Origin of the sequence: Novosphingobium rhizovicinum (assembly GCF_040813635.1) — a bacterium.
In the GTDB taxonomy this organism is placed as follows: Bacteria; Pseudomonadota; Alphaproteobacteria; order Sphingomonadales; family Sphingomonadaceae; genus Novosphingobium; species Novosphingobium rhizovicinum.
Map to the genome: position 1 here is coordinate 15,230 of NZ_JBFNXR010000021.1, position 18,332 is coordinate 33,561.

An 18,332-nucleotide genomic window follows, 5' to 3' on the forward strand; every position below is an offset into this window, starting at 1 on the left:
CGCCACGCTCGACTTAGAAGTCGAAGCGCAGCGACGTCGTGATGGTACGACCGTTGATCGTGCGGACCGAAACCGGGCCGCTGGCCGGGATCGCGCCCTGCGCCACTTCCGTGATGCCGACCACGTCGAACAGATTGTTCGCGTTAAGCGACAGTTGCACCCGCTCCGCCGGACGAACCTGGAAGAACGCATTGACGACGGTGTAACCCGGCATCTTCAGGGCGTTGTTGTCCTGTGCGTAGCTTCCTGTGGTGCCGACGACGTTGGCGCCGACGGTGTACGTCTCGTTCTCGAACTGAGGCGTCGCCTGGAAGATCAGCTTGGGCTGGTGGCGAGGGATATTCCCCTCGATCGCCGGATTCAGAGAGTCGCTCTCGATCTCTGCGTCGGTGTAGGTTGCACCAGCAGTCAAGCTGAACGGGCCACGACGGATTGCGCCCTCGAACTCGGCACCAATTGCCTTGTAGCCGCGCGCGATGATCACCGGGGAAAGCGAACCATCCGGCAGAGTGACGGTCTGCTGGTTGATCTCGTTCGTCTTCGCCCAGAAGCCCGTCAAGTTCAGCGTCAGGTCCCCGGCGCGGTACTTCACACCCGCCTCGGCCTGCTTGACGAAGTCACGACCTGCACGCTTATCGACCAGTTCACCGCTCAACGGGCTCACAATCGGCGTGAACAGCACGCGATCGGCAGCACCGCGTCCGCCACGGCTGTAGCGCGCAAACACGGCGAGTTCCTCAGCGACGCGGTAATTGATACCCGCCGAGTAGCTCAGGTACTCGTAGTCGAAGTTCACAGGCGCAGGACGGTCGAGCGGAATGACGGCCGTGTTGCGCTCGGGAAACGAAATCACGCCATCGTTGTTGATGTCGTACGACACGAGGCCAACGCGACCGCCGCCCAGATCGCTTCCAAACAGCGAGCCTTCCGCCTTGCCCATGTCATAACGAATGCTGCCGCCGATGGCGATCTTGCCGACCATGTAGTTGAGCGAGCCGTAAGGCGCGTTCACACGGAAATCGACGTCGTACTTGCGGCGGAAGGTGGCGCTGCCAGGTCCGCCCGTGTAAGCGATGGCACCGTTCTGCGTCATCGGAATGCCGTCGGCGCGCGTGATGTTCACCAGAGCCGACTTGCCGTCTCCGCGGACATCCGAGATGGCCGAGGTGAACAGCCAGTCTGCATCCAGGCTCTGCTGCGAAGTGTAGAAGCCAGCCGTGGTCGTCAGGACGCCCGCACCAATATTCCACTGGCGCGTCGCGCGAATGTCATTGGTCATGTTGTCGAGCGAGTTGATGTCCATTACGCGGGGCACCGCCAGCGCAAGCAGACCGTTGCCGTTGAGCGAGGCTGGATCAGCAATCACCTGACCGGCGTTGGGACCGGTAGCATAGCTCAGCGTGGCGCCGGGGCCACCGAACATGGCAGCAAGTGCAGATGCCGGCATGACGCGTCCGTGCTGGAACTGTCCCATCTGCGCGGACTGATCCGCGTAGCGGAACCGCTCAGTGATCGTCCATCCGGCAACATCGAACTGGCTTTCAAGACCGATTGTCTTGGCAATGGCGTGGATACCGTCGCGCAGATCCCTGCGGGTCAGATTGTTGTTGCCATCCAGCGTAACCATGTCGGTTACGAACGGCGAGAGCATCGAGCCGCTGTTGACGTCGAAGTTGGGGATCTCTCGGTACTTGGGATCCGAGTTGGTGCCGGTGACGGCCATCGGAACCGAAAGGTAGGAGGGAGTGCGATCGTCCAGGTACTTGCCCGAGAGACGAACGTAGCCGGTGGCGAACTCCTTGGTGACGTTCAGCTTGACCTGGCCGCCCTTATAGGCGGTGAAGCCAGTCTCACGCGGGCCTTCGCCGGCGCGATAGAAGCCGCCGACGTGGAAGCGCAGCGTATCATTGATGCGACCGCCGTAGTCGAAGTCCAGACGCTTTTCATCGAAGTCGAGACCGGTGCTGACCTGGACCGATCCACCTTCGACGTCACCCGTCTTGGAGATGAAGTTGATCAGACCGCCGGGCGAGTTCGAGGCAAACGTCGATGCGGAGCCGCCGCGGATCGCTTCAACTGCGCTGAGATTAAAATCGGGACGAAGGAAGGTGTCGGCACCGACGAACATGTCGCCGTACTCCAGCACCGGCAGACCGTCTTCCTGCAACTGCAGGTACTTCGAGCCTGAAGAAGCGAGAGGCAGACCGCGGATCGTGAAGCTGTTGTTCACGTCGCCATTGGACGCCTCGACGCGAACGCCGGGGATGTTCCGCATGACTTCAGCGACATTGCGTGCGCCGATCTTCTGGATCTCGTCGCCACGCAGCGAACTCGTCGAGGTCGCGCTGTCGAGACGGTCACGCCCCTTCGCGACACCGGTCGAGAATACTTCTACTTGCGCAGTGCCGTTTGCCGACGCGCCTTGGGCAGCATCGGCTGCTTCTTCTGCAACAGCTGGCGTGACAAACGCCAACGGTGCCAAACCAAGAAGCAACTTATACTTATTCATTTAGGAACCCCACCTCTCATTAACGAAAGGTTAAAATCCTTTCGTCGATGCCACTGCCGAAATCGGCTCTTCATCATAGACAAAGTTACGGGGGTTACGGGTTATCTGAGGTTATTTGTGCGGCTGCGGCACATCCAGTGGCAGAAATGCAACTACCCGTGCCTTGAAGTTGGATTCTGTGTCCGCGATTTACATGCCTTTGCTTCGCCCTGACGCTCGATGACCGCGATCCCGGATCGTGGCGCGATCGCAGACCCATCACTCCGATGCCGCAGCGCCGGTTTACAAGTTGACCAACCTCTCACTTACTCTTCAGTGGTGCCGGCGCGACGTCCAGAAGATCCGCATAGATGCCCGCCGGGCTGGCGGACGGGATCGCCGACATCGCTCTCGAGAGACTCTCGGCTTCCACGCCGGCCGCATCCTTGGTGAGAAGATCAAAGGCCGGAGCGGTTGGCAGGCCGGAAAATCCCGCCTGATACCGTGTGCGGAGCCGCGCCAGTTCCTCTTCCCGGCCCAGCATCCCCAACGCTATCGCGTGACGCAGCACGACGGCCTGCCTCACTTCGTTGAGGCTGTCGGCGGGCGGCAGACTAGCTGCGCTCTCTGCGACAAGCCGCCCCCAATCCCGGCGTTTCCACAAGAGTTCGGTCCGCAATCCACTCGCGTCCGGCACGTCGTCCAGAACCGACAACGCGGCCTCCGTCTTGCCAAGCTGATGTAGCGCGACCGCCATGATGCGATTCCGGTCCCACAGCATCTGCTGCGGGAAGATGGTCCCTTCGGTATCCCTTATCGCTGCAAGCGCGCGATCAGGGCGCCCGGCAAGCACATGCAACGTCGCCACGCGGACAGAAAGAGGCCCCTGCGCAATGTCCAGAGCGCGATGGCGGAGCTGATGCTCGAGCAATTCGGCAGCGCGGGCGTAGAGGCCGCTGGCCTGCAGGCGGTCGGCCAGCTGCGCCACAAGGCGGTCCCCCTCACCTCCCGCCGGCATCAGGTCGCGGTAGTCCCAGTAGATACCTGCCGCCTCGGACAACGGCATCTTGTTTCCAGGAGCCAGGAGAGCGGCTAGCCGACTCTGCACGTCGGCTACCAGCGGGGGCAGCTCAGATCCCAGTTCGAAGTAGCGGATAAGCGTCGCGCCGGCCGCGATGCTTCCCCGAGCGTCGCCCGCCTTCTTGGCCAGGCTATAGCTCAAACGCAGCGCTTGCTCCTCGATCGGGCCGCCACGCCACACAAAGCGGATGCGGTCGACTTCACGCCGCGCTTCCTTCAGACCCATCGTTCGCTGCGCAACGCCCAACTCGATCAGCGCCAGCCGCGCCTGATAACGCTCGGCTTCATCGCCGGAACGTTCTGCACGGCCGAGCCGGATGCGCGCTTTACCATAGTCGCTCATCGCCACATGCGCGCGGCCCCGCATGATGTTTGCCGTAGCGTCGCCGTCGGGTGCCGCAGCAAGCCAGCGCAGCGCCAGCTCCGGCTGTTGTTTAGCCAGCGCTGCTTCTGCCATTTCCGACAGGAACGGTACGCGCTGGGGGCCGGTGCGAGCCGCCAGCGCCGCGCGAGCACAACCAAATTCGCGTAGAGCGTCGTCGTTCAGACCGGACTGCGCAAACGCTCGGGCGCGCCAGAAACAAGCCTCTGTGTTCCCGACCAACTCGTCACGATCCAGCGCCGACAGAGCTTCCTCGGGGCGGGCGAGAGCCGCAAGGACGACCCCGCGTGCCAGCTCGTAATTGGCGACAAGCGCGAGATCCGGATCATCCTGCAGCATGACGTCGAGAACGCCCAGTGCTTCGGCATGTCGATCCTGGGAGATCAGCGTCTTTGCATAAACCCAGCGTGCACTCTGACGTGTATTTTGCCGCGACCCAGCCAATCCTGCGAGGGCCTGGCGCATGGTTTGCCCGCCCCAGCCCTTCGGACTGCTGATGCGGGGCATATCCGCGAGCTCAGGAGCGAAACCGGGAAGGCGTGCCTTGCCCGTCAGCTTGGGGTCGCCCCGGGCGCCCCCCTCAGGGGTGGGCATCTGGATGTGAAGCGGAGCCGGAGCGAGCGGAGCCTGTGCGGGTCCGCGCTGAACGGAAACGCTTGCCCCGGCCAACAGAAGGATCAGCGAGAACTTCATGCGGAAGCTGCTCCGATCAGGCCGAAGTAAACCGCAGCCACACCTCCTGCGGCGCAGGCGGCGAGAAACAGGAGCGCGCGCAACAGCGCACCGCGCACATTGGTCTCGCTGCCAGCCGCCGCAGCCGCTGTTGCCACGCCCGCACCAGCGCCAGCATCCGCATCTCCCGGCAAGGCATCACCGATGCGCCGGCCGTAGTTGGGCTGGGCGCCCGCGCCCACCAGCTTGAATTTGCCGGGCTTCTGATTGCGGCTCATCCGCGCGTCACCTCAATAACCTGTCAACTCTTCCATTATAGGAGAAACAGCGCCGGGTCGGCGCCATGCCGAAGCAACCCGCCACAGGAGGAATGTTGCATGCGCAGGGCGATCACGATGGCGGGCGCCGCGTTGACGTTGGCAGGGACCGGTACGGTCGCCGCGACGGCAGGTGCGGAGAAGGGCGATCCGGCCACGATCGAACCACATCTGGTGCCGATGCAGGAGATATCTATCCCGATCATCGACGGTGATCGCCTGGAAGGCTCCTTGCGGGTGAAGACGGTGCTGGCGGCCGACGATGAGGCCGCCGCGGAGCGCGTGACGGCGGCTCTTCCGCGCCTACGCTCGGCGTCGCTCGCCGCTGCGCTCGAGTTCTCCAGGCTGTACGCCTCGCCGCTTCGCGCGGTGGATGCCGAGATGCTGAGCAAGAACCTGACTGAAGCCCTGCAACACGAAGAGCCCGGAGTGACCCGGGCGCTCGTAGTCGAAGTGGCAGCCCACTCGGCCTGACAGGACTTAGTCAGCCATGCAGAAACAAGGACCCTGAGGCGCCGATGGCACCTCGGGGTTCTTTTTTAGGGTTTCGACCGCTGGCCAGCGCCGGAGGCAAGAATGGGCTGCGGCTGTGGCATGCGCGCCATCGCCATCGTCAATGCAGCTGCGCGCTGGGGAGACATGGCAGCAAGGATCTGCCCGGTAGAACGCTCGCGCATGCGGCGGGCAACTTCGACCTGAACATCCATCTCCAACTGCTCGAGCACGACCGCCGCACGCGCAGGCTTCATCGCCTGATAAATACGTGCGAGTTCTGAGAAGCGCTCCTCATTCGGATCGCGCATCTCGGTACCACCGGCGCGCTGCTGCGGCATTGCGCCACCGGCCTGCAACCGCTGCTCGGCAGCGCGGGCAGCCTGTTCGCGCAGTTCAAGCGCGCGAGCACGGCGAGCCGCTTCCTGATCTCGCTTCGCAAAGTCCTGCTTGATGGAGGCTCCGAGGCGAGTCTCTGGTGCGGCGGGCGCCGGATCAGCGGCGCTGACCCCGTTTGCGAGCACCGAAGCACCAGCAGCAGCAGCCATCAGCATGAGGAGCGAGGGACGCAGCTTCATGCGAGTTCTTCCTCGAGTTCGAGGAGCTCATCGCCTTCCTTGCCTTCTTCGGGCGCGCGCTTGGTGCTCGCCTCAAGCAGGCGGTCTGCCGTGGCGTTGGCGATCCCCACCATCACGCTCAGCTCGTCGCGGATCTCCTCGGCCTGAGCCAGGATGCGCGCGTTGGCCGAGGCATCTGTGCGGAGCGTCTCCTTGAGCTCGGCAAGCACATTGCTCGCCCGTCCGGTCGCCGTGTCCAGCCCCTGGATCAGCTGCGGCAGCGCTGCGCCTGCCCCTTTTACAGCCTCAAGACTGCGCATCATGCGCACGCTCTGGACGAGCACCGCAAGACAGAAAATGACCGTGATGATGTTCACGAAACTTGCGAAGCCCATGGCGTTCAATCCTTGGTGATGTCGGTGACCAGGCGGACAGCGATGTTCTCATTACGCTGTCCAAGCTGGGCGCGGCCGAGGCGAACTCCGCCGCATTGTATCTCGAATGGGTCGTCCGGGTGCTTGTTGAGGGGGATCGTCTGCCCCACCCTCAACCCACGCACCTCGGACAAGGGGAAAGTGCGTTCTGCAAGAACAGCATCGAGCGTGACCTCGGTCTTGCGCATTTCGCTGCGCATGTGCGCTTCCCAGATTGCGTCACGCCCCATCTTCTCGCCCATGAAGCGCTGGAGGAGCTTGTTCCGCACCGGCTCAAGCGTGGCGTAAGGCAGGAGGATGCTGAACATGCCGCCTCGCCCTTCCATATCGACCCGGAAAGTGGAGACAGCAGTGATGTTACTCGGGCTCGCGATTGCCGCGAAACGCGGGCTGGTCTCGATCCGCTCAAGCTTGATCGTGATGGGTGCGATCGGTTCGAAAGCCGCGGCAAGATCTGAGAGCGCCAGTTCCACCATCCGTGACACAAGCGAGCTTTCGATGGTGGTGAAGCCGCGCCCGTCGGTACGACCCGGGCCGCCATTGCCGCGTCCACCAAGAAGGGCGTCGACGACAGAATAGATCAGCGCGGAATCGACGGTGACGATGCCGTAGTTCTCCCATTCCTCGACCCGGAAGACGCCGAACATCGCCGGAAGGGGAACCCGGTTCATGAACTCACCGAAGCGAACGGATGTCGTCGCCTCAAGGCTGACGTCGATCGCATCCGACGTGAGATTGCGCATGTTGGTTGCAAACATGCGGATCACGCGGTCGCCGATCACCTCGAGCATCGGCAGACGCTCGTGGTTGATGACGTCCGACTCGATGACCGCGCGCAAACCGCTCTTCTGAGGAGCAGGAGTGCCGACGTCGCCGAACAGCGCATCGATGTCCAACTGATCGAGTTCCTGATCCTCTCCGATTACCATCGGTTTAGGATCAGGAAGGTCGAAATCCCAATCGTCGCTCATTGCTGAACAAGGTCCTGAATAAGAACGTCGGCGATAATGCCGCTGCCCAGTTGCTGGTTAGCACGGATCAGCATCTCTTCCTTTAGGCGGAAGGCCGCTGCTGAACCGGCAAGATCCTCCGGCCGCAGTTCACGAAGGAACGGCTGGTATGAGTCGATGACTAGCGGCAGCTTCTTCGTGATCTCGTCCTGATCATCGGCAGAGGCCGGGACCAGCATAAGATGCACGCGCAGGAAGCGGGGCGTACCGTCAGCAGAGCGCAGGTTCACGGTCATCGGAGGAATATCGATGAAAGTGTCGGCGCCCTCGCCTGCAGCGGCATGGCTTTCTTCTTTCGCACCGTCACCGCCGCTCATCAGCGCGTAAGCACCGCCGCCGCCGCCGAGCAGAAGAACCGTCGCAACTGCACCGATGATGATGAGCTTCTTCCGGGAACCGGCGGACTTTGCCCCTGCCTTTTCCCCACCGGCGTTGCTCTCTGCTCCGTCGGGATCGAGCTCCTGCACTTCTGCCATTTTCAATCCTTGTAACCGGCGGCTGACCAAAATCGGCGATGTCACGCCCGATGCCCTGGTTTTCTCCTATTATAGAACAGGCATGCGGCAATTTCTGCCTAGTGCACTTTTCGCGAGAATTTTTCGGAGCGAGTGAATGGACGTCTCTTCCTTCGTGCTTCTAAGCCATGAACAGGCGCTGCGCCGCCGCATGGACGTGGTCGCCAACAACATGGCGAACACGAGCACCGCCGGCTTCAAGCGCGAACAACCCGTCTTTCACGAGTTCGTGGAGAAGGGCGCCGAGAATGCTGTCGACGCCGCTCGCAACGTCTCCTTCGTGCTGGACTATGGTGCGGTGCATGACACCCGCGCCGGGATGTTCCAGACGACCGGCAACGCTCTCGACGTCATGATCGAAGGCCCCGGCTACCTTGCCGTAGAGGCCCCGGGAGGCGGCACCGCCTATACGCGCGCCGGATCGCTCAAAGTCCTGGAGAGCGGCGATCTTGCGACCTCCGCGGGGCTGCGCATCCTCGACGAGAATGGGCAGCCGATCAATGTTCCTCCTGACCAGACAGCGGGCCTCAAGATTGGCGAAGACGGGTCCATCGTCGGCGCTGCTGGGCCTCTGGGGCGACTTTCCGTCACCGTGTTCGACAACGAGGCCATGGTTTCCCCCCGCGGCGACGGGATGATGGCCGGCGAAGGCGGTCGCGTTCTGGCGGCGAACGAAGCCCGCCTGCGCAGCGGCGGCCTTGAAGGTTCGAACGTCGAGCCAATCGTCGAGACGACCAACATGGTCGAGATCCTGCGCTCCTATCAGACCAGCCAGCGAATGTCCGAGGCGCTCAACGAAATGCGTAAGCGCGCCATCGAACGTCTTAGCCGCATCGGCTGACGCACCCATTTTCTAGAAGGATAAACTCATGCGTTCCTTGTCCATCGCCTCCACCGGCATGCTCGCGCAGCAGACCAATGTCGACGTGATCTCGAACAACATCGCGAACATGAACACGACCGCTTACAAGCGCCAGCGTGCCGAGTTCCAGGACCTGCTCTATCAACAGGTCGCCCGCCCCGGCGCAACCACCGGCGGCCAGGAAGCGCGTGCGCCTTCGGGTATCCAGATCGGTGCGGGTGTGCGCACTGGCGGCGTCTACCGCATAGGCACGCAAGGCGCGCTGACGCAGACCGACAACCGCTACGACGTCGCTATCGAGGGTCAGGGCTACTTTCAGATTCTGATGCCGAACGGCACAACCAATTACACCCGCGCCGGTTCTTTCCAGGTTTCCGACCAGGGCGAACTCGTCACAGCCGACGGTTACCCCGTTGAGCCGGGGATCGTCATTCCGCAGGAAGCGGTCGACGTTGTGATCTCCGCAAGTGGCGCGGTACAGGTGAAGGTGGACGGCGATCCGCAGTTGCAGGAAGTCGGTCAGCTCCAGCTCGCGACCTTCGTCAACGAAGCCGGCCTGGAAGCGCTGGGCGGGAACCTGTTTGCAGAGACCGCGGCTTCGGGTCAGCCGAACATCGCGGCGCCAGGAGAGCCCGGTCTCGGCACGCTTCGTCAGGGCTTCCTGGAAGCTTCGAACGTCAATCCGGTGTCCGAGATCACCGCCCTGATCACCGCGCAGCGCGCCTACGAAATGAACAGCCGCGTCGTGAAGACGGTCGACGAGATGCTCTCGACCACGAGCCAGATGCGCTGATGGCTATGCTGGGGTCCATTCTCGCCCTGCTTGCCGCACAGGCCGCGCCTGCCACCGTGGAGACGCCCGTGCTCGCCCGTATCGTGGAGCGGGGTGAAATCGTGTCGAGCAAGGACTTCACTGTCGAGGCTCTACCCTCTTCGCAGGCGCGCGCCGCCGTTGCCCCGAAAGCGGCGAACGGCCTTGAGGCCACACGGCGCCTCAACGCAGGCAGCATTGTGCGCGCAACCGACCTGATGACGCCACGCCTTGTTCGTCGTGGGGAGCCGGTGACGATCTACGTGCGTTCCGGCGGGCTCCTCATCAGCACCACCGGCCGCTCGCTCGACAATGGCGCGATGGGTGAACGCGTGCGGGTTGTCGCCAATTCCACAAACCGGACCCTCGATGCCGAAGTCGAAGGCTCCGGCGCCGTGCGCACCTTTGCGCACTGACGCCCTCCGCCTCTGACCGGGAGCCATATCCATGAAGATGAAGTCCTTTGTTTCGCTGCTGATGATCGCGCCCCTGGTCACCGGATGCGGTGCCGTTGGCCGCCTTTCCAACGTGGGCAAGGCGCCAACGTTCACGCCAGTGGCCGATGTGCAGACCGCAGTCGTAGAACGCTCGCTTGCACGGCCCGATATCGTCGATCCTCTCGACCCCCGTGCGCCGGTAGGGCAGCCGCAGCCACTCGCGGCTTCGGCCTCTCTCTTCCGGGCGGGCGCAGGAGGACTGTTTCGCGACCAGCGCGCTTCGGCCACGGGTGACATCGTGACGATCCGCATCGACGTTCGGGACCGGGCCAGCGTGGACAATACGACTTCCCGCAGCCGCTCCAGCAATGAGAACGCCGGCATCGCGTCGCTGCTTGGACTGGAACGCCCTCTCAGCAAGCTGCTGCCGGGCAATCCGGACACCAGTTCGCTCGTCGACGCGGGTTCCACCTCCAAGACGAGCGGCGCCGGTTCGACGGAACGCAGCGAGACCATCAACATGACGATGGCAGCCGTGGTCACGGACGTGCTCCCGAACGGCAATCTGGTCATTCGCGGGCGTCAGGAGATGCGGGTGAACTTCGAACTTCGGGAGCTGATCGTCTCGGGCATCATCCGCCCGCAGGACATCGCCCGCGACAACTCGATCCGTCACAGCCAGATCGCAGAAGCACGGATCAGCTATGGTGGTCGTGGTCAGCTGACCGACGTGCAGCAGGCCCGCTGGGCGCAGCAGATCTACGACGCCTTATTCCCGTTCTGATCGTCGATAGCGCCCGATCTTACAGGTCGGGCGCTATCGACTTCAAAAAGAAGGGCCCGTGGTCGTGATGACTACGGGCCCTTCTTTTTGAAGTCGGACGGTTGCGGAGTTCGCTATACGCTGTGCAGCGCTGCAAGTTCATCCTGCAGATCGATGACCCTGAGGTAATTGCGAAGCCGGTTTTCCTCCAGAGTCCGCACCAGCGGGTTGTTGTGCAAGGGTGCAACGCGCGCGGCGATCTGCGCAGCCCAAGGCGCATCCATGTCGAACAAAATACCCAGGCCGAAAACCGCAGGAACGTGTGCCCAGGCGAGCTGACGACCTTCGCCCTGGAACTCGCCAATGGCATCCTCAATCGCGGTCAGCACGCCATTGCGCGGCCCACCCGAGCGAATTGCATAGGCAAAATGACCCATGCCCCGAAAACCGCGACCGGGCAGTAGCACTTCGGAGTCAACGTGCGCACCCGCGTCGTAGTCATACGGATGCCGCCACTCAACCGGGATCTCGCGTGGTGCATAGTACTGGTCGCGCCGAGCGCATGGCCAACTGACGTCATGAAAGAAGGCGAGCAGAGGCATGCCGTCGCGCCGGCAAACGGCGTCGATCGCCTTCACCTCGTGATAGACGGTGTAGTAGTTGTGATCGCCATCGATCACCCACGCCTGAACATTCGACAGGTGCGGCACCGCTTCCAGGCTTTTTAGCGGTATGTGCTCTACCTGCGCGGAACCCTGTACCCAGTCCAGAAACTCTGCCTTCGGCGCAGGATCGATGCTGACGAGCTTGCCTCCGTGGCGGCCTGCAAAATCTGCCAACACCTGTGACATGCCGCCGAATTCAGCACCGATCTCCACGATCCGGCTCGCCTCAGCGATATCGAGGCAGTCAACAATGATGTCGGCAAACTCCGACATCGAATGAATAAGCAGATCGGCCATTAGCGGGCTCCTGCGCCTGGTGCGACTTGTGGTGAAGCGGATGCGGCCACCGGGCTCGGCTGCCGCTCTGCGATCGGCCGGAACACGACCGTGAGCATCATCGCCTGCTTATTGGCAAGCACAGGGGGTGGCACCATCATGAAGGCGGCCTGATCTTCGCAGCGCATGAGATGGGGCGCGACCTGCTCCATGCCTTCAAGCGACGGGAGTGCATCAATCGGCTCGTCACCTCTTGCCGCCTTGTCCGAGAGGAACGTGCTGACCGGAACGAACTGGGCGGACTCGACCTGCACCCAGTCATAAAGGCGGCCAAACTGCACCCCGATGGCAAAGCGACATTCGCCGACCGGGATCGCCGCCATGAAGTAGCCGTCATGCGTCGGATACGCCTTGACCTTTTCGGTCAGAATATCGGTGCCGTCGGCTACGATGATTGGCAAGTCGATCGCACGGTCGCAGAAGTCCACGTACTTCAGATCCAGGCCGAAGCAGTGCTGTGTAAAAAGGGTCAGGCTCGCAGAGAGCCCCTGCCCGCGCAGTTCGGCAGGAAGATACATGCGTTCGGCGCCCTTCATGTAGAAGAGCCCCCTGCGCTTCAGTCCCTGCGCGGCAATGTCAGTGTCGAACAGCTTCACCGTGCTGTCCGTGCCAAGGTTCACGTCATGCTCGAAGCTCTCCAGGACGGCGAGCTCGGAAGGGAGCGGCAGAAACATCAGGCGCGCTAGAATGGCGGCTGCTGACTGGCGCCGGGTTTCCGCGCTGTCAGATGACGGCAGCCGCACAAAAGCCTTTTCGCGCTCGGCGACATAGCGAACCGCGCCCTGCTGCACGGCCTCGCGTACATCGCTCTGACGTGCCTTGATGCTGTTTCCTGCACGAATCGCACGGCCTTGCGCGTCATAGTCGACCACGGACCCCTGCGCTGCGGTGCAAAGCTGCTCCATCACGGCCACATTGGCGCAGAAAGCCTCGAGCGCAGTCGACGCGTAATGACGGCCATCGATCAAGCCCTTCTTGTCGAAGCGCCCCATCTTCTGCTCGCGCAAAACCAGATAGCGACCGGACACGTCCACACCGAGCGCTTGGCGCAGAACGGGCTCCGCCTTGTCCTGAACCGTCCCGTTATAGCCAAGATCGACCAGCATGAGCTTGTCGCCTGGGGCGGGTGCGACCTGGACTTTGACATAATGCGCCAGCCGTTCTGCAAAAGCCTTCGACCGCTCCAAGATCTTTCGCAGGTTCACCGGAGCCTGAACTGCTGCGGCAAACGCCTGCGAGCGCCCGCGTGAAGGAAGTTTGCGGATGATCGCCTTAGCCTCCTGTTCCGTGAACAGCAGTTGCTTGGCAATCGCCGCAATATCCGTGCATTCGAGTTCCATCTCAAGATGCTCAGAGATGGTCGCTTCGTCTTGAAAACTGGCTGCAGTCGCAGTGAAACGGCTGATTTCTAAGGCATGGGTTGGGAGACCTGTGCCCAAGGCCTCAAACACGCACTGGGGCAAATACCCATCGCGCATCAGAAACAGCAGGTGCGTCTTGCCGCCGTCTTTCGCAAACTCCTCAGCCTCTTCGGCAACCCATGTGGCAAATGCATGGAGCACGGGCCCCAAAGTCGTTAAGCCAAGCGCCTCGGCGGGATCTTCCAGAGTCGGCACTGCCAGGGCGAGAGGTGCACGATGGAGCTGAAAACAGGGCGCCTGCCTTGCTCCGCCTGCATTGATAATCGAACCGACCGACGCCTCGAGCCGCAGGCGCTGTTGCTCCGTCTCCGAAAACTGCACCAGGTGAATAGCATTGATCCCTAGCGCCTGCGCTGGAGTTAGATCAGCCTTCGGATTGTCACCGATATGCAGAATTCGCGAAGGGCTCACACCAGTTTTCTTCAGGACGTGCTTGAAGAGACCTTCACTTTTGGAAACGCCGTACTCCGAAGAGCAGAAAAAATGATCGATCAGACCAGCAACGTCTTCACCTGCAGCGCTGGCAATCAGCGCGCGGAGCTGGTCACGGCTCAGATACGTGTCGCTGACAATCGCGATCTCGAGACCCCGCGCCTTCGCAGCGCGCATGAGGGCGACGGTGGGCGCGAAACCGTAACAGTGGCGAGCCTCGGCTTCCAGTTCGGCCGCCACACCACGCGCATGCACTTCGCCCTCATGACCGGGCAGCAACGCGCCGTAGATCTGCTCGATGAGAACTTCGTTGCGCCCCTCTTTCAAGGCTGCGCGGCTACGCGCGTGCGTCTCGGCCCAGATGCGCTGTTGCGGGGTTGGGCCATTCTCACCCAGGTCGCCAAAGACGTGCGCAGGCGCGTGAACATTGCGCCAGATGAGAGTGTCGAAGCAATCCAGCGTGAGGATCTTGAGGTCCTGTGGTGCATCCTCCAGCGCCATCGCCAGTTGGTGCGGCAGTATCTTCGTGTTCATCATGCGGCGGCAAGCCTCGTTCGCAAGGCGCGCGTGAGAGCGCGCGGACATGCCTCATTATAGGACGATTACCGACGCGGCGGCGTCAACGGGAACGATGTCTCCAGCACCATGCAGGACACCGGATCAAAAAGAACCACGCCAGTTTCCAGCCACTTGCAGAGTTAATGACGAAGTAACCATGAAAATGTGAGCGCATGAGACCGCTACGGTCCCGCTCTTCCTAGAATGGAAGTGCGACCAACGTTCCTGTTTGGCCGTCGCGGTCAGCGAATTCTGGCCCGAGCCGCAGAATCGGCTTCGCTCACAGAAGAGGAAACTACCATGGGCTTTTCCGTCAACACCAACATTGGCGCAATGGCGGCTCTCCAGAGCCTCAATGCGACCAACAAGGGTCTCGATACCGTCCAGAGCCGCATCAACACCGGCCTGTCGGTTGCGTCGACCAAGGACGACTCGGCATCCTTCACCATCGCTCAGACCCTTCGCGGCGACATGGGTGGTCTGAAGGCGGTCAACTCCTCGCTCGCACGGGCGAAGAGCACGGTTGACGTTGCGGTGACCGGTGCGGAGCAGATCTCCGACATCATGAACCAGATGAAGGCCAAGGCGCTTGAAGCTTCGGATGCCGGCCTCGATGCCGACAGCCGCACTGCCATCGGCAAGGACTTCGACGCACTCAAGGAGCAGATCAACACGATCATCGACTCCTCTGAGTTCAACGGCACCAACCTGCTGAAGGCTTCGGGCGGTACGGTCGCGGCTCTGCAGTCAACCGACACCACCGCTGCTGCGCTGACGGTCGCCAACCAGGACTTCGGTGCTGTCGTGACGGCTCTCGGCACGACCTTCACCGACGCCGCCACGGCGAAGACGATGGTCACCACCTTGGAGACACAGTCCAAGGCGGTCAACACCAAGCTCAGCACGCTGGGCTCGGCTTCGCGCAAGATCGACGGCCAGATCAGCTTCACCAGCAAGCTGTCTGACGTGATTGAAGGCGGCATCGGCAACCTCGTCGATGCTGACCTGGCGAAGGAATCGGCCCGACTGCAGGCTCTGCAGGTCAAGCAGCAGCTCGGCCTTCAGGCTCTGTCGATCGCCAACCAGGCGCCGCAGTCGATCCAGTCGCTCTTCCGTTAAGAACGGAAAGCGGACGTGATAGTCTGAGATTTGGGGCCGGAGTGGAGATACTCCGGCCCCATTTCTTTGAGCGCGCCCCACACACCATGTCCGTTTCGGAACGATACGGTCTTTCCATGCGGCGAACCGCTGCTTGAGAGGTCGTGCCCGCTCTATAATAATCTCAGGAAAATCGGCGAGGCTTTGTGTTCCCCAGAATCCGCGAAATCGTCGACGAGAACGGAGATCGCCTCCGGGTCAGCGTCATAGTCGATCAAGGCGGCGCGCTGATCACGCTTGAGCTGCCGGACCGTCCCGACGTGCCTCAGGTCGTACTCGACCCTCTTGGCGCCGAACTCCTTGGCAGCTTTATCATGTCGGCACGCCTGGCGCTGCCACACGGCCTTCCCGACGAGGATAGCCAGCGCGGACTTCCCCGCCGCTTCCATCTGGTGGTGGCGCCGTTGCCGCTCATCGAAGTGACACAGGGACTGCGTGCAGACCCCTTCCAGGTTCCGGCGCGCTACTGGGACAAGCTTTACGCTGAACTTTGCCTGGTCGTTGCCCATACGCGCGATCTGGGCTGGAACGTGCCCGTTCGCGTCCACTAGAGCGTTTCCACATCGAGCGGAGACGCTCCAGATTTCCGTCGCTGCTTTTTTTCCCGAACCGTTGAGCGCCAGCGGCATCTCGAGAGCGCTCTAAGCGCACGCTTTCCCCTCTTGGTCTGACGCAGCGGGGTCGAGAAGCATACCATTACCGCTCGACAAAAAAGAAGCGGCAGACCGGAACAACCGGGCTGCCGCCACTGACACTGTCGACGAGTTTATCGGATTGCCCCCGTCGCTGTCTCCAGCGGACGGGGTCTTAGGGGCGGCTCAGGCCCCCGCGCGCTGGGCTACGCTGACCAGCGTGCCCGAGGGGAGTTCGATCCCGTTCACGCCCAGCATCACGTTTCCGGAAGCCGAGGTGACGCTGTCCACCTTGCCGATGCTGCGGATTGTGGGAGTGATGGCATTGCCGCTGGCGTCCAGCGCCTGAAGCGTCAGTGCATATTCCCCGGCGGGAGCGGTGCTTCCATCGGCAAGGGCCCCATCCCAGGTAAAGCGCCCTTCGGTGCTTGCGTCGAGAACCTTGGACGCAACGGTACGACCGCTGGCATCCTTGACTGTAGCGGTGAGCGAGGCTGCTTCACGCGGCAGGCTGTAGGTCCACTCAGCGCCATTCGCGCCAAGCCCCGCGACATTCGTGTCGAACTCGGCTTCACGTCCGATAAAGCCCGACGCCTGCGCCATGTCTGCGGCGGAGAGGCGCGAGAGGATATCGCGCAGGACGCCCGTCTGCTGCATCGACTGCTCGACCTGCGAATACTGGACAAGCTGCTGCGTGTATTCCGACGTGTCCATCGGATCGAGCGGGTCCTGATTCTGCATCTGCGTCGTTAGCAACTTCAGGAACATGTTGAAGTCCGCACCGGTCATGCTGGCAGCGGCCTGCCCGGTTTGGGCGGCCACACTGGACTGCTGGGTCGCGTTGGTTACGCTCGTCATGGGAGAGATCCTTAAGCCATCATGTTGATGCGGCCATTAGTGGCCATGGGTCGATAGGAGGCTGGGTCCTCTGCGGTCGCCAGGCCAGTGTGCTCGTTGTCGCGGTTGCCGGACTGCTGCTGTTGATAGCGTTGCTGCCACTGACTGCCGGAGTCACCGCTACCGCCACGATCGAAACGGAAACTTTGTCCATCCGTACGGACGCCCGCCTGCTCGAGGGCGCGGTTCAGATCGGAAATATCATTCCGGATGGCGTCAAGCACGCTTGGCGTGTCTGCGGCCACGACCGCGCGCAAGTGGCCGTGCTCGTTCACGGTCATGCGGATGTTGATGCGCCCTAGCTCTGCCGGGTCAAGGCGGATGACCAGTTCGTCTCCACCTGCAGAGACCCGCCGCGCGATCTCCAGGCCCATCTCACGCGCGACCTTGTCGTCACGGAAGGACACGGTTGGGTGACTTTGCGTTGCCGCATGAAGGTAGACGGGCTGCTGCTGCGGCGCAGGCAGGGGTTGCGCGGCGGCCTGCGGCGCAGGAGTACCCGCCGGCAGCGAAGCTGGCGTAGCGCTGGCCGGCTGCTGCTGGATGCGTTCGGGAGCGGCGCTGGTAACCATGCGCGCGAAGCCCTCTGAGGCTGGTTCTGGCGCGGCGTCTGAATTCGCGGCTACACCTGAACCGGATTCACCGGATGGCGCTTCGGCCTGCAATCCGTTTGCCACCGGCAGGTCCAGTTCCTTAGATGCCGGCTGGATCGCCTTCCCCACTGCTGCAGATTGTACGGTTTGAGGAGACGGTGCGACCTGGGACCAGAGCGCATCCTTGGCTGCGGCGCTTGTTCCGTCCGGAGCGGGTTCAGATTCTTCCGGTTCGACGGAGGCTGGAGCAGCATTTGGGAAAGCTTCCGCGACCATCTCGACCGAAACTGCAGGCGCAGCTTCTACCAACGGGCCCTGCTGCTGCGAGAGCACCGGAGCAGTCAGCGCGTCTTTCTCACCCTTCGGCTGAGTGGGCTCAGGCGCGGACTTGGCGGCGGATTTTACCGCACCTTCCGGCTTCGCCTCATCCTGACCGAGCGCAAGAGCAGCGGTCGCCAAAGCCGGTGCTTCCGGTGAGCCGTCGGGCAGTTCAGCAAGTGCGGATGCCCCGGCTTCTGCTGGCGTACCCGGCACGGCCGCGGCGCCCGTCAGAAGCTGCATCTTCATGTTGACCGGCGTACCTGCCCCGTCCGCCTGCGCAGGCGCTTGCAAAGACAAGCCTGGCCCGGCGAACGGTACCCTCGTGGCCGCTGATGGATCCAGAGCCCCCCCTTGGGCGGCGCCATTGCCTACCTGGCCGAGAAGCTCTGCGAAGCCGCTGCTTCCAGCGCTTGCAGCGGCTCCAGTGCTGGAGGCGCCAAGCGCAGGCGTGACGGTTGCTGCAATTTCCATTCAGACCCCTTCAAGCGAACGCATCGCC

General features: G+C 62.4%; 18 protein-coding genes. 7 read left to right on the top strand and 11 right to left on the bottom strand.

The window, feature by feature from the left end:
- Positions 1 to 13 precede the first annotated feature (13 nt).
- From ABUH87_RS04785 to ABUH87_RS04795, 3 genes are all read right to left on the bottom strand, one after another.
- Positions 14 to 2,509, bottom strand: coding sequence for a TonB-dependent receptor domain-containing protein (locus ABUH87_RS04785; protein ID WP_367770435.1), 2,496 nt, complete (start codon positions 2,507 to 2,509; stop codon positions 14 to 16).
- Between the two features lie 301 nt (positions 2,510 to 2,810).
- On the bottom strand, positions 2,811 to 4,643 hold the full coding sequence (locus ABUH87_RS04790) for a tetratricopeptide repeat protein (protein WP_367770439.1): 1,833 nt from the start codon (positions 4,641 to 4,643) through the stop codon (positions 2,811 to 2,813).
- Positions 4,640 to 4,900: a hypothetical protein gene (locus ABUH87_RS04795; RefSeq protein WP_367770442.1), complete on the bottom strand. Its 261-nt coding sequence runs from the start codon at positions 4,898 to 4,900 to the stop codon at positions 4,640 to 4,642. Before ABUH87_RS04795 ends, ABUH87_RS04790 begins: the two co-directional genes overlap by 4 nt.
- A gap of 99 nt (positions 4,901 to 4,999) precedes the next feature.
- On the opposite strand from ABUH87_RS04795, the gene ABUH87_RS04800 reads away from it, so the two are divergent.
- Positions 5,000 to 5,413, top strand: coding sequence for a hypothetical protein (locus ABUH87_RS04800; RefSeq protein WP_367770445.1), 414 nt, complete (start codon positions 5,000 to 5,002; stop codon positions 5,411 to 5,413).
- A gap of 65 nt (positions 5,414 to 5,478) precedes the next feature.
- On the opposite strand, the gene ABUH87_RS04805 is transcribed toward ABUH87_RS04800, so the two are convergent.
- Genes ABUH87_RS04805 through ABUH87_RS04820 form a run of 4 tightly spaced genes read right to left on the bottom strand, consistent with a single transcriptional unit; the run spans position 5,479 to position 7,908 of the window.
- Entirely contained in the window at positions 5,479 to 6,009 is a 531-nt protein-coding gene (locus ABUH87_RS04805; protein WP_367770449.1) for a MotE family protein, read from the bottom strand.
- On the bottom strand, positions 6,006 to 6,383 hold the full coding sequence (locus ABUH87_RS04810) for a DUF6468 domain-containing protein (protein ID WP_367770452.1): 378 nt from the start codon (positions 6,381 to 6,383) through the stop codon (positions 6,006 to 6,008). The genes ABUH87_RS04805 and ABUH87_RS04810 overlap by 4 nt, the downstream gene beginning before the upstream one ends.
- A gap of 5 nt (positions 6,384 to 6,388) precedes the next feature.
- Complete coding sequence (gene fliM / locus ABUH87_RS04815) at positions 6,389 to 7,393, bottom strand: flagellar motor switch protein FliM (protein ID WP_367770456.1); 1,005 nt, start codon at positions 7,391 to 7,393, stop codon at positions 6,389 to 6,391.
- Positions 7,390 to 7,908 carry a flagellar basal body-associated FliL family protein gene (locus ABUH87_RS04820; protein ID WP_367770459.1) on the bottom strand — a complete coding sequence of 173 codons (519 nt, stop codon included), beginning with the start codon at positions 7,906 to 7,908 and terminating at the stop codon, positions 7,390 to 7,392. Before ABUH87_RS04820 ends, fliM begins: the two co-directional genes overlap by 4 nt.
- 136 nt (positions 7,909 to 8,044) lie before the next feature.
- Between ABUH87_RS04820 and ABUH87_RS04825 the strand changes: the two genes are divergently transcribed.
- From ABUH87_RS04825 to flgH, 4 genes are read left to right on the top strand one after another with little or no spacing between them, the layout of a single operon-like run.
- Complete coding sequence (locus tag ABUH87_RS04825) at positions 8,045 to 8,788, top strand: flagellar hook-basal body complex protein (RefSeq protein WP_367770462.1); 744 nt, start codon at positions 8,045 to 8,047, stop codon at positions 8,786 to 8,788.
- Positions 8,789 to 8,816: 28 nt separating this feature from the next.
- Positions 8,817 to 9,602 (top strand): flagellar basal-body rod protein FlgG, encoded by a 786-nt coding sequence (flgG, locus tag ABUH87_RS04830; protein WP_367770465.1) that lies wholly within the window; start codon positions 8,817 to 8,819, stop codon positions 9,600 to 9,602.
- Positions 9,602 to 10,036, top strand: a complete 435-nt coding sequence (gene flgA, locus ABUH87_RS04835; protein WP_367770468.1) for a flagellar basal body P-ring formation chaperone FlgA — start codon at positions 9,602 to 9,604, stop codon at positions 10,034 to 10,036. Before flgG ends, flgA begins: the two co-directional genes overlap by 1 nt.
- 37 nt (positions 10,037 to 10,073) lie before the next feature.
- On the top strand, positions 10,074 to 10,841 hold the full coding sequence (gene flgH / locus ABUH87_RS04840) for a flagellar basal body L-ring protein FlgH (RefSeq protein ID WP_367772104.1): 768 nt from the start codon (positions 10,074 to 10,076) through the stop codon (positions 10,839 to 10,841).
- 113 nt (positions 10,842 to 10,954) lie between these two features.
- On the opposite strand, the gene ABUH87_RS04845 is transcribed toward flgH, so the two are convergent.
- Both ABUH87_RS04845 and ABUH87_RS04850 read right to left on the bottom strand, forming a co-directional pair.
- Positions 10,955 to 11,782: a class I SAM-dependent methyltransferase gene (locus ABUH87_RS04845; RefSeq protein ID WP_367770471.1), complete on the bottom strand. Its 828-nt coding sequence runs from the start codon at positions 11,780 to 11,782 to the stop codon at positions 10,955 to 10,957.
- Positions 11,782 to 14,211, bottom strand: coding sequence for an HAD family hydrolase (locus ABUH87_RS04850; protein ID WP_367770474.1), 2,430 nt, complete (start codon positions 14,209 to 14,211; stop codon positions 11,782 to 11,784). The genes ABUH87_RS04845 and ABUH87_RS04850 overlap by 1 nt, the downstream gene beginning before the upstream one ends.
- Positions 14,212 to 14,532: 321 nt before the next feature.
- Here ABUH87_RS04850 and ABUH87_RS04855 point away from each other — a divergent pair, with 321 nt between their 5' ends.
- Both ABUH87_RS04855 and ABUH87_RS04860 read left to right on the top strand, forming a co-directional pair.
- Positions 14,533 to 15,351: a flagellin gene (locus ABUH87_RS04855; protein ID WP_367770477.1), complete on the top strand. Its 819-nt coding sequence runs from the start codon at positions 14,533 to 14,535 to the stop codon at positions 15,349 to 15,351.
- A gap of 185 nt (positions 15,352 to 15,536) precedes the next feature.
- Positions 15,537 to 15,941, top strand: a complete 405-nt coding sequence (locus ABUH87_RS04860) for a hypothetical protein (protein WP_367770480.1) — start codon at positions 15,537 to 15,539, stop codon at positions 15,939 to 15,941.
- 267 nt (positions 15,942 to 16,208) lie between these two features.
- On the opposite strand, the gene ABUH87_RS04865 is transcribed toward ABUH87_RS04860, so the two are convergent.
- Together ABUH87_RS04865 and ABUH87_RS04870 are read right to left on the bottom strand one after the other, a co-directional pair.
- Positions 16,209 to 16,880, bottom strand: coding sequence for a flagellar hook assembly protein FlgD (locus ABUH87_RS04865; protein WP_367770483.1), 672 nt, complete (start codon positions 16,878 to 16,880; stop codon positions 16,209 to 16,211).
- 11 nt (positions 16,881 to 16,891) lie between these two features.
- The gene (locus ABUH87_RS04870; RefSeq protein WP_367770486.1) at positions 16,892 to 18,304 is read right to left on the bottom strand and encodes a flagellar hook-length control protein FliK; all 1,413 of its coding nucleotides are present in this window, start codon (positions 18,302 to 18,304) and stop codon (positions 16,892 to 16,894) included.
- Between the last annotated feature and the right edge of the window lie 28 nt (positions 18,305 to 18,332).

Excerpts from the sequence above, each read along its gene's own strand:
- flgA (WP_367770468.1), top strand. The coding sequence starts at position 9,602 with ATGGCTATGCTGGGGTCCATTCTCGCCCTGCTTGCCGCACAGGCCGCG.
- ABUH87_RS04820 (WP_367770459.1), bottom strand. The coding sequence starts at position 7,908 with ATGGCAGAAGTGCAGGAGCTCGATCCCGACGGAGCAGAGAGCAACGCC.
- ABUH87_RS04870 (WP_367770486.1), bottom strand. The coding sequence starts at position 18,304 with ATGGAAATTGCAGCAACCGTCACGCCTGCGCTTGGCGCCTCCAGCACT.
- ABUH87_RS04805 (WP_367770449.1), bottom strand. The coding sequence starts at position 6,009 with ATGAAGCTGCGTCCCTCGCTCCTCATGCTGATGGCTGCTGCTGCTGGT.
- ABUH87_RS04795 (WP_367770442.1), bottom strand. The coding sequence starts at position 4,900 with ATGAGCCGCAATCAGAAGCCCGGCAAATTCAAGCTGGTGGGCGCGGGC.
- ABUH87_RS04865 (WP_367770483.1), bottom strand. The coding sequence starts at position 16,880 with ATGACGAGCGTAACCAACGCGACCCAGCAGTCCAGTGTGGCCGCCCAA.
- ABUH87_RS04850 (WP_367770474.1), bottom strand. The coding sequence starts at position 14,211 with ATGATGAACACGAAGATACTGCCGCACCAACTGGCGATGGCGCTGGAG.
- ABUH87_RS04810 (WP_367770452.1), bottom strand. The coding sequence starts at position 6,383 with ATGGGCTTCGCAAGTTTCGTGAACATCATCACGGTCATTTTCTGTCTT.
- ABUH87_RS04785 (WP_367770435.1), bottom strand. The coding sequence starts at position 2,509 with ATGAATAAGTATAAGTTGCTTCTTGGTTTGGCACCGTTGGCGTTTGTC.
- ABUH87_RS04790 (WP_367770439.1), bottom strand. The coding sequence starts at position 4,643 with ATGAAGTTCTCGCTGATCCTTCTGTTGGCCGGGGCAAGCGTTTCCGTT.
- flgH (WP_367772104.1), top strand. The coding sequence starts at position 10,074 with ATGAAGTCCTTTGTTTCGCTGCTGATGATCGCGCCCCTGGTCACCGGA.
- ABUH87_RS04845 (WP_367770471.1), bottom strand. The coding sequence starts at position 11,782 with ATGGCCGATCTGCTTATTCATTCGATGTCGGAGTTTGCCGACATCATT.
- ABUH87_RS04855 (WP_367770477.1), top strand. The coding sequence starts at position 14,533 with ATGGGCTTTTCCGTCAACACCAACATTGGCGCAATGGCGGCTCTCCAG.
- flgG (WP_367770465.1), top strand. The coding sequence starts at position 8,817 with ATGCGTTCCTTGTCCATCGCCTCCACCGGCATGCTCGCGCAGCAGACC.
- ABUH87_RS04800 (WP_367770445.1), top strand. The coding sequence starts at position 5,000 with ATGCGCAGGGCGATCACGATGGCGGGCGCCGCGTTGACGTTGGCAGGG.
- ABUH87_RS04825 (WP_367770462.1), top strand. The coding sequence starts at position 8,045 with ATGGACGTCTCTTCCTTCGTGCTTCTAAGCCATGAACAGGCGCTGCGC.
- fliM (WP_367770456.1), bottom strand. The coding sequence starts at position 7,393 with ATGAGCGACGATTGGGATTTCGACCTTCCTGATCCTAAACCGATGGTA.